At 38.8% G+C, this 17,005-nt stretch carries 11 protein-coding genes and 2 pseudogenes; 6 read left to right on the top strand and 7 right to left on the bottom strand.

Translation table 11 applies throughout. The features are described from left to right. Positions 1 to 52: 52 nt before the first annotated feature. The 4 genes and pseudogenes from ACFOSX_RS08840 to ACFOSX_RS08855 form a co-directional block, all read left to right on the top strand. Positions 53 to 325, top strand: a pseudogene (locus ACFOSX_RS08840) (DUF4331 family protein); the annotation flags it as partial. Positions 326 to 412: 87 nt separating this feature from the next. Continuing rightward, positions 413 to 1,291: pseudogene (locus tag ACFOSX_RS08845) on the top strand (DUF4331 family protein). Positions 1,292 to 1,366: 75 nt separating this feature from the next. After that, the gene (locus ACFOSX_RS08850; RefSeq protein ID WP_386099431.1) at positions 1,367 to 2,641 is read left to right on the top strand and encodes a tetratricopeptide repeat protein; all 1,275 of its coding nucleotides are present in this window, start codon (positions 1,367 to 1,369) and stop codon (positions 2,639 to 2,641) included. A gap of 2 nt (positions 2,642 to 2,643) precedes the next feature. After that, the gene (locus tag ACFOSX_RS08855) at positions 2,644 to 4,887 is read left to right on the top strand and encodes a TonB-dependent receptor (RefSeq protein ID WP_386099433.1); all 2,244 of its coding nucleotides are present in this window, start codon (positions 2,644 to 2,646) and stop codon (positions 4,885 to 4,887) included. A 263-nt stretch (positions 4,888 to 5,150) separates the two neighbouring features. Here ACFOSX_RS08855 and ACFOSX_RS08860 read toward each other — a convergent pair whose 3' ends face one another. From ACFOSX_RS08860 to ACFOSX_RS08880, 5 genes are all read right to left on the bottom strand, one after another. Beyond that, a complete protein-coding gene (locus ACFOSX_RS08860; RefSeq protein ID WP_386099436.1) occupies positions 5,151 to 5,945 on the bottom strand; it encodes an anti-sigma factor in 795 nt (264 codons plus the stop codon). A gap of 1 nt (position 5,946) precedes the next feature. Then, the gene (locus ACFOSX_RS08865) at positions 5,947 to 6,474 is read right to left on the bottom strand and encodes an RNA polymerase sigma factor (RefSeq protein ID WP_386099439.1); all 528 of its coding nucleotides are present in this window, start codon (positions 6,472 to 6,474) and stop codon (positions 5,947 to 5,949) included. 77 nt (positions 6,475 to 6,551) lie between these two features. Beyond that, complete coding sequence (locus tag ACFOSX_RS08870) at positions 6,552 to 7,136, bottom strand: superoxide dismutase family protein (protein WP_386099442.1); 585 nt, start codon at positions 7,134 to 7,136, stop codon at positions 6,552 to 6,554. Between the two features lie 56 nt (positions 7,137 to 7,192). Next, positions 7,193 to 7,672, bottom strand: coding sequence for a YdeI/OmpD-associated family protein (locus tag ACFOSX_RS08875; RefSeq protein WP_386099445.1), 480 nt, complete (start codon positions 7,670 to 7,672; stop codon positions 7,193 to 7,195). Between the two features lie 78 nt (positions 7,673 to 7,750). Then, positions 7,751 to 10,969, bottom strand: coding sequence for a WD40/YVTN/BNR-like repeat-containing protein (locus tag ACFOSX_RS08880; RefSeq protein ID WP_386099448.1), 3,219 nt, complete (start codon positions 10,967 to 10,969; stop codon positions 7,751 to 7,753). Between the two features lie 114 nt (positions 10,970 to 11,083). Between ACFOSX_RS08880 and ACFOSX_RS08885 the strand changes: the two genes are divergently transcribed. Both ACFOSX_RS08885 and ACFOSX_RS08890 read left to right on the top strand, forming a co-directional pair. Continuing rightward, positions 11,084 to 12,211: a vWA domain-containing protein gene (locus ACFOSX_RS08885; protein ID WP_386099451.1), complete on the top strand. Its 1,128-nt coding sequence runs from the start codon at positions 11,084 to 11,086 to the stop codon at positions 12,209 to 12,211. Positions 12,212 to 12,356: 145 nt separating this feature from the next. After that, positions 12,357 to 13,817 carry a magnesium chelatase gene (locus ACFOSX_RS08890; protein ID WP_386099454.1) on the top strand — a complete coding sequence of 487 codons (1,461 nt, stop codon included), beginning with the start codon at positions 12,357 to 12,359 and terminating at the stop codon, positions 13,815 to 13,817. A gap of 35 nt (positions 13,818 to 13,852) precedes the next feature. On the opposite strand, the gene ACFOSX_RS08895 is transcribed toward ACFOSX_RS08890, so the two are convergent. Both ACFOSX_RS08895 and ACFOSX_RS08900 read right to left on the bottom strand, forming a co-directional pair. After that, positions 13,853 to 14,461 carry a hypothetical protein gene (locus ACFOSX_RS08895; RefSeq protein ID WP_386099457.1) on the bottom strand — a complete coding sequence of 203 codons (609 nt, stop codon included), beginning with the start codon at positions 14,459 to 14,461 and terminating at the stop codon, positions 13,853 to 13,855. Between the two features lie 20 nt (positions 14,462 to 14,481). Beyond that, positions 14,482 to 16,881 (bottom strand): TonB-dependent receptor domain-containing protein, encoded by a 2,400-nt coding sequence (locus ACFOSX_RS08900; RefSeq protein ID WP_386099460.1) that lies wholly within the window; start codon positions 16,879 to 16,881, stop codon positions 14,482 to 14,484. Positions 16,882 to 17,005 lie beyond the last annotated feature (124 nt).

Consider the following 17,005-nt stretch of genomic DNA (forward strand, 5'->3'; position numbering starts at 1 on the left):
CTTCGTAGGTATTGGTAAGTGGGACTTTCCACCCAATATAAACTATAATATAATGAAAAAACAAAGATTACTTGGCGTTTTAGGACTTTTAGCCCTTGCAACGTTTGTGGTTATTGCCGCAGACCATATAGATGCGCCCAATGTCTCTGGTGGTACCAGTGATATTACGGATTACTATGCCTTTCAGGGGGCAAGCAACAACAATATTGTGTTCGTTGCCAATACACAAGGCTTACTGAGCCCAACGGCTACGGCCAATGCAGCGTTTGACGAAGATGTATTAATTGAGTTTAATATTGACACGAATGGAGATAATGTTGAAGATTTAGTGATACAAGCTATTCCAAGAGATGGCGTCATGTATTTCTTTGGCCCTGTTGCACCTTCTGCGCCTGGTACAAACAGTACTATTATGGCAGACGGTGGTGTTCAAGGTTCTGTTGCTATAACAGAATATGGACAAACTGCTGAAATTGGTTCTGCCAACGGAATGACCTTTTTTGCAGGCCCCAGAGATGATCCTTTCTTTATGGATTTTGCCAGATTTGGAGAAATCATAGCTGGTGATGCTACTGGTTTTAACGATCCAGGAGCGGATACATTTGCAGGTTCTAACGTAATGTCAGTAGTTGTAGAAGTACCAAAATCTATGATAGGTGGTTCAGGAACTATCAATACATGGGTTGAATCTAAGCGTAAGCAATAACATTAAAACACAGAACAAATGAAACTTAATATAAAATACTTAGCAACTTTAGTTATAGTTGCCTCTACAGCGTTTAGTTGTAGTAATGATGATGATAGACCAACAGGACCTACAGGGCCTAACTTTACGGGGACTTTCGCTCAGGAAGATCAAATGGGCCGACCTGCCGTTAATACGGTTTTTGTATCCTCAACGAGTAAAGATCAGTTTAACATCACCACTCCTTCTATGCAGAGTGCGGCGTTTCAAAGCATGTTTGAAACTAACTTAATGGCTGTCAGTCCAGCATATAATAATGACACGGATGCGAACGCCTTAACCTTAACAGCAGCTCAATTTTCGGGATTGTTGGCTACAGATGTGTTGAATGTTTCTTTAGATGGAACGACAACATTTTTTGATGGTACCAATGTACTAACAGGTCGTGCTTTAGCCGATGATGTAATTACTGTAGAGTTGACACTGATTTTTGGAGGAGAAGACGGATTAACAAATCCAGAATTTCCAGGTCTAGTTGACGATAACGTTGATGCTAATGACAAAGCCTTTTTAACGGCTTTTCCTTACTTGGCAACGCCTTGGTAAACATTTAATACAAGCCTGAAACGATTTCCCTATAAATCGTTTCAGGTTTTTTTATAAACTCAAAACTAATTAACCATGATAAAATATATCTTTCCCCTCGTTATTTTATTGTTGTTAGGAAGTTGTCAGTCTAAAACCATAACCAATTCTGAAGACTACAACAAATTCTTAGCACAAACCAAAAGCACTACAGAACTTACTGATGAACTCAATTTCTGGGATGATAAGCTTAAAGCAAGTCCAGAACAGCATCCATATCTACTTAAGAGAGCATCAGCCCACAACTCAATTTTTGACCAAACCGGAAAAATTGAACATCTTATCAATGCTGAAAAAGATTTAGTTGAAGCCAGTGAGCACACCCAACACAACAATGCTGGGTATTTAAGAGCATTAGCGTCTAACTACATTTCGCAACACCGCTTTAAGGAAGCGTTAGAATTACTTAAAAAAGCCGAAATCAATGGTGAAAACCTTAAAGGCACCAAGAAAATGCTTTTTGATGCACACATGGAACTTGGTAATTATTTACTAGCGAAAACGTATTTAGACGAGATAAAATCGTCGCGTGATTTTGATTATCTCATCCGCTTAGCCAAATGGGAAGACCATAATGGTAACCTAGAACAAGCTATTGTTTACATGGAACAAGCTATGGAAATTACAGAATCATCGAACATAAAGGCCAACAAAATATGGGCCTACACCAACTTGGCCGATTTTTATGGTCATGATGGGCAGATTGAAAAATCATACAACTACTACCTAAAGGCTTTAGAGTTAGACCCCAAAAATGCCTATGCCAAAAAGGGGATAGCATGGATTGTCTATAGTTATGAGAGAAATCCTAATGAAGCCTTAAAGCTAATGAGCCATATCAAAAGCTATTATAGTGCTCCTGATTATGACTTATTAATTGCGGATATCGCTGAATTTAAAGGCGATTTGGATTTAAAATCCAAAGCACTGGAAGACTACAGATTAAAAGTAGATAATCCTCTATACGGCGATATGTACAACAAATACAATGTATTGATGTATACGGATGCGGAGCTAAATCTTGACGAAGCTCTAGCCATTTCAAAAAAAGAAGTGAACAATAGACCAACGCCAGAATCCTATGATTTGTTGGCTTGGAGCCTCTTTAAATCTGGAGAAACAAAGAAAGCGTTAGAGGTAGCAGAGCAAAATATCATCGGAAAAACGTCTGAACCAGATGCCTTATACCATCTTGCCGAGATTTTAAAACAAAACGGCAAGCGTGATGAAGTAAGCCCACTCAAAGAAGAATTATTAGAAGCGATTTACGAGCTCGGACCTACGATGGAATCTAAAATCAACACACTTTAGACGTGGACGGTTTTAGATACACATATATTGTTTTTGTACTATTTATTGGCTGTTGTTTTCAATTGAAAGCCCAATCTTTAAAAGGAACAATTACAAACACGGTTAATCAACCTCTAGAAACGGTTTACGTTTTTAATGCGTCAAAAAATACGCATGCGCACACGGACGAAAATGGTTTTTTTCTATTGGAAAAAACCGAAGTTGGAGATTCGCTACGCATTGGTTTGTTAGGGTATAAAACCATAAATCGAATTGTTAAAGATTCAGATTTTAATTCGAAAGTGTTAACGATTATTCTTGAAGAAAAAGCCTTTCAACTTGAAGAGTTGGTTCTAACTGAAAATATTGATGCCCTTAATACCATAAGCCGGTTAGATTTAAATATCACTCCAGTGAATTCATCCCAAGATGTGCTTAGAAAAGTACCAGGTTTATTTATCGGACAACATGCCGGTGGAGGCAAAGCAGAGCAGATTTTTCTTAGAGGTTTTGATATTGACCATGGTACGGATGTGTCCATTCAAGTTGATGGCATGCCAGTAAATATGGTTTCCCATGCGCACGGACAAGGTTATAGTGACCTGCATTTTGTCATTCCAGAGACTATAAAAGCTATAGAATTTGGAAAAGGGGCTTACTACGGTAAGGAAGGCGATTTTAATACCGCAGGCTATATCGATTTTGAAACGAAGGACTTTATTAATGAAAGTTCCATTTCTGTATCGGCCGGACAATTCAATACCTTAAGAACGGCAGGTGTTTTTGATATTCTGAAGGACAGAAATAATCAAAATGCTTACATGGCGCTAGAATATATTGAAACCGACGGTCCTTTTGAGTCGCCCCAAAATTTTAACCGTATTAATTTATTCGGAAAGTACAGCACATTTGTTCCGGGTCGTGGTAAAATATCTGTAACAGGTTCACATTTTACAAGTCGTTGGGATGCTTCAGGGCAAATTCCCCAACGTGAAGTAGATAACGGAAACATTACACGCTTCGGCGCTATTGATGATACTGAAGGTGGTTCAACACAACGCACCAATTTTAATCTAGAATTCAGTAAGTCTGTTTCAGACAAAACCACGTTTAGTGCCAATGCCTTCTATTCGCATTATGAGTTTTTGCTGTTTTCAAATTTCACCTTCTTTCTGGAAGACCCTGAGAATGGCGACCAAATAAAACAACAAGAAGACCGGGATATTTTTGGGTTTAACCTTAATTGGACGTCAAATCTGCATCTAGGGAATACACCTTTAGAAGTGACCAGTGGTGTAGGGTTGAGACACGATATTATTAATAATGTAGAATTGTCTAGAACCTTAAATCGAAAAACAACTTTAGAACAGGTGCAATTTGGTGATGTCAATCAAACCAATGCCAACGCTTTTGTTTCTGCCGAATTCGATTTTGGAAAATTTAGGATGATTCCAGCCTTACGATTGGATTATTTCAATTTTCTATATGAAGACCAATTGCAAGAGGCTTTTGAAACACAATCTGAAACACAGGCCATTTTAAGTCCTAAACTGAATTTTTTCTATGATGTCAATTCCAACCTACAGCTCTTTGCCAAGTCTGGATTAGGATTTCATTCTAATGATGCTAGGGTAGTAGTAACAAATACAGAAAAAACCTTACCTCGCAGTTACGGCGCTGATTTGGGTGCTGTTTGGAAACCGACAAAGAATCTTTTTATAAATACCGCTTTGTGGTATCTCTTTTTAGAACAAGAATTTGTCTATGTCGGTGATGCTGGCATTGTGGAGCCAAGTGGCGAAACAGAACGTTTTGGATTAGATTTTGGTTTAAGATACCAACTTACGGATTGGTTATTTGCAGATACGGATGTAACGCTTACCAAAGCAAGAAGTATTGAAGAACCAGATGGTCAGGATTTTATTCCCTTAGCACCAAATTTCACGATGGCTGGCGGTCTTTCCGTTACGGATATTAATGGGTTTTCAGGTGGTTTACGCTATCGTTATTTAGATGATAGACCTGCAAATGAAGACAATAGCATTGTCGCCGAAGGTTACTTTGTCATAGACTTTAACATGAATTATAAAATTAATAAAAACATACAACTCGGTGTAGCCATAGAAAATCTGTTTGATGTGGAATGGAACGAAACCCAATTTGCCACAGAATCGAGATTGCAAAATGAGCTGACATCGGTTGAAGAAATACATTTTACGCCAGGTACGCCATTTTTCATCAAGGCTACTGCGACGTATCGTTTTTAAAAGAAACCAGTTTTAATTTTGAGGGAAGCAAAATTAAGATTTGGCGATTGCTAACAGAGGTGATTAACATACGTTAACCACCGTATCATGGTAACATGATATGTTTTTTTGAGTTTTTTTGTTAGTAGAACACCCAGCTATTTTTTGGTTGGGTGTTCTTTGTTTCCTAAAATATAGAAGCAATTTTTATCTGTTTCACTATCCATAAAAAAATCACTCTTGTGGAAGAGTGATTTTTACTTAGTATTACGTTACTTTCTTTATTATGGCGTCGCAGAGACAACGCCTAGAGTATATAACTGTTCCATCGTTGGACTTTCACTACCACCAGCAGGCTCTAAGGTTATACCAAAGGCCTCGCTCTCATTGGTGTTGGTAATGGCAAATATTTTATTATCGTCTGTATTAAAGTCGTCTATTGTACCTAAACTAGTTGGCGTTAAAGGATTCAAGGTTAAGGACCACACTTGGTACACTTTACCTTCTGGTGCTTCAGGTAAGCCATCAGCATCTAAAAGTACTCTGTTATTATCCTTGTCCCAATACACATTGGCATAGGTTTCAGCAAAATCACCCTGACCACCTAGAGGAATCTTTGTGACATTGTTATCTCGCATTACGGCTAGTACACTATTGGCATCGCTGAGATTATCTCTAATGCTTTCAATTTGTTGTTCTAGGGCAATGGCATCAGTATTAGCCACTTCAAGATCGGACTGGAGTTCTGCATTTCTATTTAAAGTCCAAAGTAAGCCACCAGCCAACAAGACTGAAGCTGCCCAACCCGTATAAGACATCCAATTTGGTTTCTTAGGTTTAAGGTCAATAACTTTGGTTTCAGAAGTATTTAATCGTCCTGAGAAGGATTCAAAATCTATAGCATGCGGCGATACGGACGCGGTCAATTTAATGACGGCAGCCTCAATCTCTAAAACTTCCTGTAGCAATTCAGGATGTTTCTGAAGCAGACCATAAATCTCTTCATTTTCTGTTTCAGACAAACGTCCTGCAACGTATAGTTCTAGTATCCCTGATTCTATGTAAGCCTTTGTATCCATATTATAAAACCATATCTCTTAATTGTTGAATACAGTTTCTATTTCTCGTTTTAATTGTGCCAATTGGCATATCTAATTCTTCAGAAGCTTCCTTTTGGGTAAATCCTTTAAAGTAAAGCAACTCTATCACAGCAATACATTTTTGTCCTAATTTTTTGACAAACGATTTAATGCCTATGGCATCAGTACTATCGTCAAGACTTTCATTGCTCTGTATGATATCTACGAAAAAATCGGAGTTGAGGTTTTTCTTTGAGTTCTTAAAAGCTTTGGATCTTGTCTTATCAATGGCGGCATTGCGCGCAATATTCAGCATCCAGGTAAAAAAACGTCCTTTTTTAGAGGAATAGCTGTCCGATTTATTCCACGCTTTAATAAAGACATCTTGCATTACTTCTGAGGCAATAGCTTCATCACGTACAATATTATAAATCACGCCATGGATACTATCACTGTACATACTATACAATTCACCGAAAGCGCGTTCGTCTTTATTTTGGAATTTTGGAACTAAGGTCTCTACCGACATGTTGATGCTAAATTTTAAGCCTTCAAATTACTCTAAAGTAAATGAAATGTGTGCTTCTATGATTTTTTAATTTCACCTTATTGAATAATACCGCCACAGCTTACACGGCTACCTGCTGCACCAGACGGCTGAGAGGTAAAGTCGTCTGTACCTTGGTGAACAATAATGGCTTTACCTAAGATATCTTTGTTCTCGTCACCGCAACCGATACACCATTCGCTAGTTGCAAAATCAACTTCACCAATACCGTCGGTGCCAACTTCAAAATTACCGATATCACCTTTATGGTATCCAGTTTCAGCACCCCATTGTCCGTGAGGCTGTGCCGTAGGATTCCAATGGCCTCCAGTGGATTTTCCATCTGCCGAGGAGCAATCTGCTTTTTCATGGATATGGATAGCATGTGTACCTTCAGAAAGGCCAGTGAGCCTTGCCGTCATTACAATTTCTCCAGCAGCTGATTCTTCAAATTCAACGGTACCTTCAACAGCACTGTCACTCTTTGGGCTTAAGGAAATAGTTAAATTTTGTGGATCAGAAGCGGATACTTCTTCAACTTCAACTTCTTCGACTTCCAAAACCTCTTCGGTTTCGGATTCTTTGTCTTTGCATGCCGATAGTATAACTAATGAGGCAAAGGCTAAATATTTTAATGTTTTCATGTGTATTGGTTTTTGTTTTAAAATTAAGGAGATAATAATGGATGTGCAAGAGTAGCTTAGTTTTCCTTAAACAAAAGTTTTTGATCATGAAAGCCACGTTTCAAATTTGAACACAATAAAAGACTCTTGTCTATTTTTGTTTGACTTGATTTATAACGTTTTACCGCATAGATAATGCTACGTTGTTTCCCTTTGGTAAAGCTTTCAAAAATTTTGTAAGCCTCATAATCCGTAAGGAGAACAGCTTCAAGTTCTTCGGGTAAATCTACGCCGTATTTTGAATCATCCTCAAAAAGCTGAACGGTAAACTCCTCTCCAAACGCTATTCCGAGTTCATCTTGTTTTCCTTTGCTGAAATACATTAGGTAATCTCCAGAAGAATGTCGCTTTAGTGCAGCATGGTAATCAATTGACTTTCCATTAAAGTTAGTTTTTACTTTTACACGACTTCTTGAATCCTTGGGAAGTTGTTGCACTAGATCTTCAGGAATAAGAATTGTTGACTTGCTGGCTAATGAAGTTTTAAACGATTTCATTTTATGGTGTAGCTGAACTTTAAAATGAAAAACGTCCAACTTTAGGAAGGACGTTTTTTAAGTTTTTAAAAATAATAATTAATCCAAGCCGAAAGACTTCGTTTCCTTAAACGGATTCATCTTCACGTCTTCCATCTTCGCTTTGTATTTAGGCCATTCGTCATTAAAGAACGCATTGGTTTCGCCCAACAAATCATCTAATGCTTTTTTTGCATGACTAATCAATGTGGTTTCCGTTGACGTTAATCCATTCTGACTATTAAATACATAGTTGTTGGCTAATCCAAGACGTTGTAAAGCCGTAACTTCTGGATTTCTGGTGATGCCTTGACGCTCATCTTGCTTTCCGAAATACTTATCTAAAAGACTATCTATTTTTTTAGAGACTTCGCTAGACAGCTTTATTTCTTCCTTGTATTTGTCTTTATCTAAACCCGATAAATCTTTTTTGAATTTATCTGCAATGGCCTTACTACTTACCAATTGTTTGGCCGCATCTGCAGCGGTTTGCTGGTATTTTTCCAATTGTTTTGCAGCGGCATAAACTTCGTCGATATTCTTTTGGGAGACTTCTAATCTAGGATCAGATGCTACTGTTATCATAGTTTCAGACATTAAGTCCCCGTAATGAAGAACGGCTTTATACGTTCCCGGTTTTACAGAAACACCGCCTGGTTCTCTATTGCTATTTCTATCTCTTCTTGATGGGCGGTTGACGCCAGCTTCATCCATATACCATGTCCAGCGGTGCAAGCCATTTTCTTTAGGCGCTTTTTGCTTCAAAGTTCTTATGAGGCGGTCGCCGTCGTAGATTTTGAGTTGCAAAGAATCCCATTTTACGCCATTGTCTTCTATATCACCTTTTTTGTCACTTACAGTTTTATCTGATTTTTTGGAGTCTGATTTCACGTCTGATTTTTCCAATTCCTTTTTATTAAAAACATAGGCAAAACGAGCACCACCACCACGATTTTCACCGTGATACATAGCATCTGCGCCAAATCGACTTCCTGTTGGTTGCTGATAAGCGGCCTGATAGGCAGTAGGTGGATTGAATAACTTAATATGCTCTTTAGTTATAGCATTGTTCCTTGCCATAGCACGTAAAGGTCTAATATCATCCAAGACCCAAGCGGCTCGTCCAAAAGTACCTATGACCAAATCGTGCTCACGCGGATGAATGACTAAATCCTTAACAGAAGTTGTTGGGAATCCGTTGGTCCACTTGGTCCATTTTTGACCTGCATTCAAAGACATATAAAGTCCATCATCAGTCCCCAAAAACATAAGATTTGGTTCCTCTATATCTTCAACTATGGCCAACGTGTAGCTTTGTACATCATTTTCATCGACAATCCGTTCCCAGGTTTTTCCATAATTTTTTGTTCGGTAAGCGTAAGGTGTATAGTTGAAGCGTCTATAATCATTGGCAATGAGTAAAGCTTCACCTTTATTTTTTGCTGAAGCTTTGATTTGTGCAATCCAGCTACCTTCGGGCAGTCCTTTCAAATTTTTACTAACATCAATCCAATCGTTACCACCATTTGTGGTGTAATGGACACGTCCGTCATCCGAACCAGCCCAGAGCATGTTTCGTTCTACAGCTGAAGGTTCAATCACCAAAATGGTCGTATGGTTTTCTGCACCGGTGGCGTCCATAGTTAATCCACCACTTTCAGATTGTTTTTGTTTTTCTGGGTCGTTTGTAGTGAGGTCTGGCGAAATGACCGTCCATGTTTCTCCTTTGTCAGTTGATTTATGTACGAATTGACTTCCGAAGTAAATGGTACTATTATCAAAAGGGTCGATATTTATAGCGGAGTTCCAGTTAAATCGTAATTGCACGTCTGGGTCAGGATGTGTTGGTCGTACACCATAATTATTTCCGGTTTGCCAATCATAACGACTTACGTAGCCTTGCTGACTCATAGACCAGCCGTAGCGTGAATCGTCACGGTCTGGAACGACGTCAAAACCATCACCAAAACTGATTTCTTGCCAATAACTGTTACGGATGCCTTGGGCACGCCAAACATAGGCTGGGCCTCGCCAAGAGCCGTTATCTTGCATACCACCGTATACATTATACGGGTATTCATTATCAACAGCTATATGGTAGAATTGCGCTACAGGAAGATTCCCGATAAAACGCCACGATTTACCGCCGTCTCTAGTGATATTCATACCACCATCATTACCATCAATCATAAAACTGCCATCTTCGGGATGAATCCACCAAGCGTGATGGTCTGGGTGAACTCCATTATCTACACCATAAGCTGGCATAAGTTGCGAAAAGTTTTTGCCACCGTCTTCAGATACATTCACATAAGTAAAAACGGAATACACACGGTTTTCATTTTCAGGGTCCACATAAATTTCAGAATAATAGAACGGTCTGTTTCCGATATCGCTTTTATTGTTAATCATTTTCCAACTAGCACCACCATCTTCGCTTTTGTAAAGCGCATTCTTTTTGGCTTCAACCAAAGCGTAAACTATGTTTGGTTTGTTCGGCGCAATGGCCACACCGATACGGCCTAAGTCACCTTTTGGAAAACCTTCTTCGTCAGTCACTTTTTTCCAGGTATCACCACCATCGTGGGTAATATGCAAGCCTGAACCTTGTCCGCCAGAATTAAAAAACCAAGGGTCTCTCTTGTGTTCCCACATGGCAACGATGAGTTTATTAGGGTTTTTGGGATCCATCACCATATCGGCAACCCCCGTTTTGTTATTGGCGAATAATATTTTATTCCACGTTTTTCCACCGTCTGTAGTTTTAAACACACCACGCTCTGGGTGTTCTCCCCAAGGCGAACCAATTGCGCCAACGTAAACCACATCAGGATTGGTCGGGTCTACAATGATTCTATGAATGTGCCTCGTTTTTTCAAGCCCCATGGCCATCCATGTTTGTCCGCCGTCTAGTGATTTATAAACACCATAACCACCGTTAAGTGAATTTCTTGGGTTACCTTCTCCTGTGCCTACCCAAATAACGGAAGGGTTAGACTGCTGAATTTCAACAGCACCGATTGAGGCAGTTAATTCATCATCAAAAATTGGTTCCCATTTTATACCACCAGAGGTAGATTTCCAAAGTCCACCAGAGGCTGTTCCAACATACATCACATCAGTATCCGAGTTAACGACGTCAATGGCTGTTACTCGACCAGACATACCGCCAGGACCAATGTTGCGCGGTTTCATGTTTTTAATAAGGTCCATTGAAAATTCTTGTGCAGAAAGCGATGCAACGCAGAGAAGCATTACAAAAGAGAAAAATTGTTTCATTTTGGTTTGGTTAATTAATGAAGACATTAAAAGTAATTAAAAGTTTTTAGGGATTTCTAAAAGAGATGTTAATACGTTTCATAGCCCTTTTAAAAGCCGTATTTTTATACAGCTATGAATAACAAAAAAAGACCATCGGGTTTTGTGTTTAAAACCTATTCTGCTCCAGAACAATCCCCGTTTGAAAAACTTTTTGAAATCTTCAAAGAGTTAATTACCTACACATCTGGTGATTTTGATGAAGCTATCGATTGGTTAAAGCAACTCGATAAAGAGTACAAGCTAACCACATCAGACTATACCATTGAAGATTTTATCGAAGACCTGAAAAAGAAAGGCTACATCCGTGAGGAAATTGACCCAACTGGTAATGGTGCTGGCTTGAAAATTACTGCCAAAACCGAACGTGCTATCCGCCAACAAGCCTTAGACCAAATCTTCGGTAAGATAAAACGAAGTGGTTCCGGGAATCATAAAAGCAAAAGCCCTGGAATTGGGGATGAGCATACGGGTGAATTTAGGGCCTACCGGTTTGGTGACGCTTTAGAAAAGGTGTCCATGACGGAAAGCCTAAGAAATGCCCAGATTAATCACGGTATAGGGAACTTCAACCTAACTGAGGACGATTTGGTGGTTGAAGAAACCATGCACAAAAGCCAAATGAGTACCGTACTGATGATTGATATCAGTCATAGTATGATTCTTTATGGCGAAGACCGAATTACACCTGCAAAAAAGGTGGCTATGGCTCTAGCGGAATTGATTACGACGCGTTATCCAAAAGATACTCTAGATATTTTGGTCTTTGGGAATGACGCTTGGCCGATAGCAATCAAAGACTTACCTTATTTAAAAGTAGGGCCATACCATACCAATACCGTAGCAGGTTTGCAATTGGCTATGGATATGTTGCGTCGAAAGCGAAATACCAATAAACAGATTTTTATGATAACCGACGGTAAACCGAGTTGTTTGCGTTTACCAGACGGCCAATACTATAAAAACAGTAACGGCCTAGACCCTTACATTACCAATAAATGCTACGCAATGGCACAGCAGGCGAGACGTTTGCATGTACCTATTACCACATTTATGATTGCTGAAGACCCATATCTCATGAAATTCATACGTGAGTTTACCAAAGCCAACAGAGGAAAAGCATTTTACACAGGACTGAAAGGTCTGGGCGAAATGATTTTTGAAGATTATGAAACCAATAGAAAGAAACGGATAAAGGGGTGAAGCCCCATCTAACTTCCCCTAAGGGGAAGAATGAGCTACTTTGCGAAAAATAGGTGTAGTTACAACTTTGAATTGAAATATAGATTATTAAAATTAAATACCCACAACAGTTCTCTCTCCTTTGGAGAGAGTTATATAGAGGAATATGAAAAACATACAAACACTAAAAGAATTAAAAGCATCAGGCTATCAATCAAAATCTATAAAGGATGAATTGCGTGACAACCTGATTGAAAATATAAAAAACAAAAAGCCATCATTCACAGGTATACACGGTTATGAAAATACGGTAATCCCAGAATTGGAACGGGCTATATTATCGCGTCATAATATTAACTTATTAGGATTGCGAGGACAGGCCAAAACACGTTTAGCGCGATTGATGTTGCAGTTGCTGGATGAAAATATCCCTGTAGTTGAAGGCTCTGAAATCAATGACGACCCTCTCAATCCAATTTCGCGCTATGCCAAAGAACTGATTAGCGAAAAAGGCGATAACACACCAATTACTTGGTTACACAGGGATGAACGTTTTGCTGAAAAATTAGCCACGCCAGATGTGACTGTCGCCGATATTATTGGTGATGTGGACCCAATAAAAGCGGCCAATTTAAAACTGAGCTATGCTGATGACCGAGTTATTCATTATGGGATGATTCCCAGAGCTAATCGGTGCATCTTCGTGATTAACGAGTTGCCTGATTTACAGGCTCGAATTCAAGTGGCCTTATTTAATATTCTACAAGAAGGCGATATTCAGATTAGAGGGTTTAAGTTACGAATGCCTTTGGACATGCAATTCATTTTTACTGCAAATCCTGAAGATTATACTAACCGTGGAAGCATCGTTACGCCTTTAAAGGATAGAATTGGGTCACAGATTTTAACCCATTATCCCGCAACGGTTGAGATTGCAAAAACCATAACTGCCCAAGAAGCAAAATTGGATGAGCGCCAGAAAGGTCGAATTTATGTGCCTGAGTTGGCAACCGAATTATTGGAGCAAATCAGTTTTGAAGCTCGCGAAAGTAGCTATGTCGATGTAAAAAGTGGCGTAAGTGCGCGTTTGAGTATTACAGCCTATGAGAATTTGTTGAGTACGGCAGAACGACGAGCCTTATTGTCAGGTGATGAGAAAACCACTGTACGCCTTTCAGATTTTATAGGTATTATTCCAGCGATTACAGGTAAAATTGAGTTGGTGTACGAAGGCGAGCAAGAAGGCGCCGACGTAGTCGCCAATGAACTTTTGAATAGTGCCATTGCTACCTTGTTTCCAGAGTACTTTCCGAAGATTGAAAAATTGGAAAAGCAAGGGGAAGAAACCCCTTATGATGATTTAGTGTCTTGGTTTTTTCAAAAAAGCGATGGTTTTGAGTTGCTTGATGAATTTGATGATGAACGTTATAAAGCAGAATTGGATGCCATTTTACCGCTTCATGACTTAATAAAAGAACATCAACCCGATATCGACGAGCGCGACATTTATTTTGAAAAGGAATTTGTGCTTTGGGGCTTAGTGCAATTTAAGAAGCTCAGTAAGTATGAATATGCGGAAGGACTAAAATTTCAAGACCCTTACAGTGATTTTATAAATAGTATCTAATAAAAAAGAGCAGTTGTCGACTGCTCTTTTTTCGTTTATTCTTTTGGTTCAAAAACCCACCAAACTACGCCGTTGTCTGGATTAAAGCTTAATTTTAAGGTTCCGAGTTCCGATTCAATAAGGTATTTACCTTTTATTCGAATGTAATTATATTCCTCGTTTAAATATGCTCGGTATTTATCATCTTCATATAAAAAGGTAATTCCATTACTTAGTTTAAATTGTAAATTCTTTTTTCCTTTTCGATCTTTGGAATCAGTTACTGTGTAAGAGCCAGAGACCCCATTACTTTTTATAGAGTAAGCCTTGGTTGGCATTTGGGAATGTGCAGATGTCAATACGTTTTCAATTTTACCTTCTTTCAAATTGAATACATCGGCGTCATTTTTCCAGCTTGGATAAACATATAGCGTGTACGCGTCATCAATAGTTATAATTCCAGGGTCGTTACTATTTTTAAATACAATGTAACCATGTTTATTCTTTAGCTCAAATTTAGTTCCAGGTGGATACATTTCGAAGTCATTTTCCTTGTCACTTTTTGTAATTTTCAAATAGGTTTCTTGGGCAAAACCAAAGTTTATAGTCAATAATAAAACAACAACTGTTAGTAAGTTCATCTTTTTAATTCTTTTAGTTTCCATCATGTTTTGTTTTAAGATTATTAAATTCTATTCTTTTCATTCTCTATACTTGTACTCCGTTTTCGAGCTTTTTTTATTTCATTACGTCCAAAATTGTAGGTGAGATTAAATCGCACATGTCTGCTATCACCGCCTCCGCTACCATCAATAAATAGTTCCCCAAAGCGCGTGGTGCCTTCCCAAGGCGAGGTAAATAAAATATCATTAAAGTTTAGCGCCACGGTGAGTTTATCATCGAAAAAGCGTTTTTGAAATGCAACATTCAAAGAACCTAGACTTTCGGTTTGGTAGGTGCCTCCCCATACCGAAGGGGAACTATACCAGCCAGAAATTTCCATGGTTACATTTTTAGGTAATGTGAATGTGTTAGAGGCAAATAGACTCAGTGTATTCTGTGACGTAGGCAAGAAGTCTGGATTGGTCGCTTCAAAAATACTTCTAAAGGCACTAACGCTGGCATAGATTCTCCACCAGTCGTTGATTTTAGTGGGATAAGATACACTCAGGTTGATGACTTTTTGGTTGGCTACGTTTCTTGTATTCAGAAAATTAGTGCCATCATCTTTAGCTTCGGTGACCTGTGCAAAAAAATCACGGATAAAGCTATAACTCAATGAGGTGGTAAGTCTATAATTGTAGGTATGGGAGAGTTTTAAGTTATCAGTATACTGAGGTTGCAAAAACGGATTGCCCTTGCTGAAGGATAGCTCATCAATACGGTATTCAAATGGGTTTAGGTTCTGATAGTTTGGCCTTTGGATGCGCTTGCTATAAATCAAAGTGATACTGTTTTTTTGATTCATTTGATAGGTAAGTCCTCCACTGGGAAACCAATCGGTATAATTTCTTGTAACACGGTCTTCAATAGAGGTTTGGTTACTGAAAAGTTGTCCGTCAGAATCCGTATTTTCCATTCTCAAGCCCACCTGAAGATTCCATTTTTTTAATATTTTACTGAAATTTAAATAACCAGCAATGATTCGCTCGTCATAAATGAAATCGTTAGAGCGGTCTTCATTGAGCTGATTATTTCCATTGACTATATCAAAAACATCAAAGCTGTTGTCGGTTTGCACACGACCTAACTTGGCGCCAAGGGAAAGCTTTCCTTTTAAGAAATTTTGTTCGTAATCAGCTTGAGTAGAAAAAATATCTATAGCAATAGGCGTGTCAAAAAAGCGGATGATTTCCTCATTGATTTGCGTCTCATCACCGTTTAAAAATTGATTCGGTTGGAGGCTCTGCCGATCACTGCGGTATTTACCTAAGTCCACATCAACGTTTAATTCGTGACCTAGGGTATCCTTAAAACGATAATTTACATTGCCATAAAGATTGTCTGTTACATTATGATTTCTATTATTTGCTACCAACACCTCACTTGGTTCAGTCTCTCCGGAGGGTGTAATTGGGGTCCTAGAGTTAGAATCCGAAAAACTGTTACTAAAGTTGCCGGTTAGAAGTAGACCAAAGGTAGATTTTGATGAGGTATAGACATCTGTCCCAATTCTAAGGTTGTTACTATTTGTGTTGAATATGGTAGTAGTTCTAGCATTAAAGTTGGTGCCATCTTGCGTACGGTTGAGGTAGAGGAACCCTGTGTTTTTTCCAAAATTATTGCTGTATGTGCCATACACGTTCATTGATTTTGTGCGGGTATTGAATGACACTGCATTGTTTGTTCTTGCAAAATCACCAAAAGTAATCCCAGAAGACAGTGAGCCATTTGTACCTAAGGATTTGTCGCGCTTTAAAACAATATTGATTATTCCTGCATTACCTTCAGCATCATATTTTGACGAGGGTTGCGTAATGATTTCCAACGCATCAATGTCAGAGGCTTGTAAGGTTTTTAGAAAATTGACTAAATCCTGACCGCGAAGTACGGAAGGCTTTCCGTCTATAAAAATTAGAACGCCTGCCTTTCCTTCGACCATAATGTTTTCAGAATTATCAATCATTACTCCGGGCGCTCGTCGTAATAATTCTAAGCCCGAATCACCAACGGTTGCCACTGTATTTTGAACATTAAATACCGTCTTATCAGCTAAAACCTGAACCATAGGTTTTTCAGCGGTAATGGTGACTTCATCAAGGGCTTCCGTATCTTCAATCAATGAAATCCTTCCGAAGGCTCTTGATGAATTGTTAATAGTAAATACATCCGAGATATAGTCTTTGAAGCCTAAGCTTTCAACTTTAAGACGGTAACTATTGTTCTCTACAGCTTTAAATTGAAAATAACCTGAAGCGTCACTAATTTCTGCTTTGACAAAACTGCTGTCTTTTGCCGTTATGAGTGAAATGACAACTGCTTCAAGAGTTGTTTCATTCTGATCGGTTATGCGACCATCGACGGTATTTTGACTAAAAGTCAATCCAAAAAAGCAAAGTATTATGTAGCTAATTAAATGTTTCATAATGATTTTAAAAGTATTGATGCCCCAAAACTACGAGTGATGTTTTTGCTATGCACGTGCAATACGCTGAGCGTGCCTATACGGCGACGAGTTGACCGGGCCGTTCGTCGGGCTATAGGACCAT

Source organism: Winogradskyella maritima, from assembly GCF_042650215.1.
Classification (GTDB): Bacteria; Bacteroidota; Bacteroidia; order Flavobacteriales; family Flavobacteriaceae; genus Winogradskyella; species Winogradskyella maritima.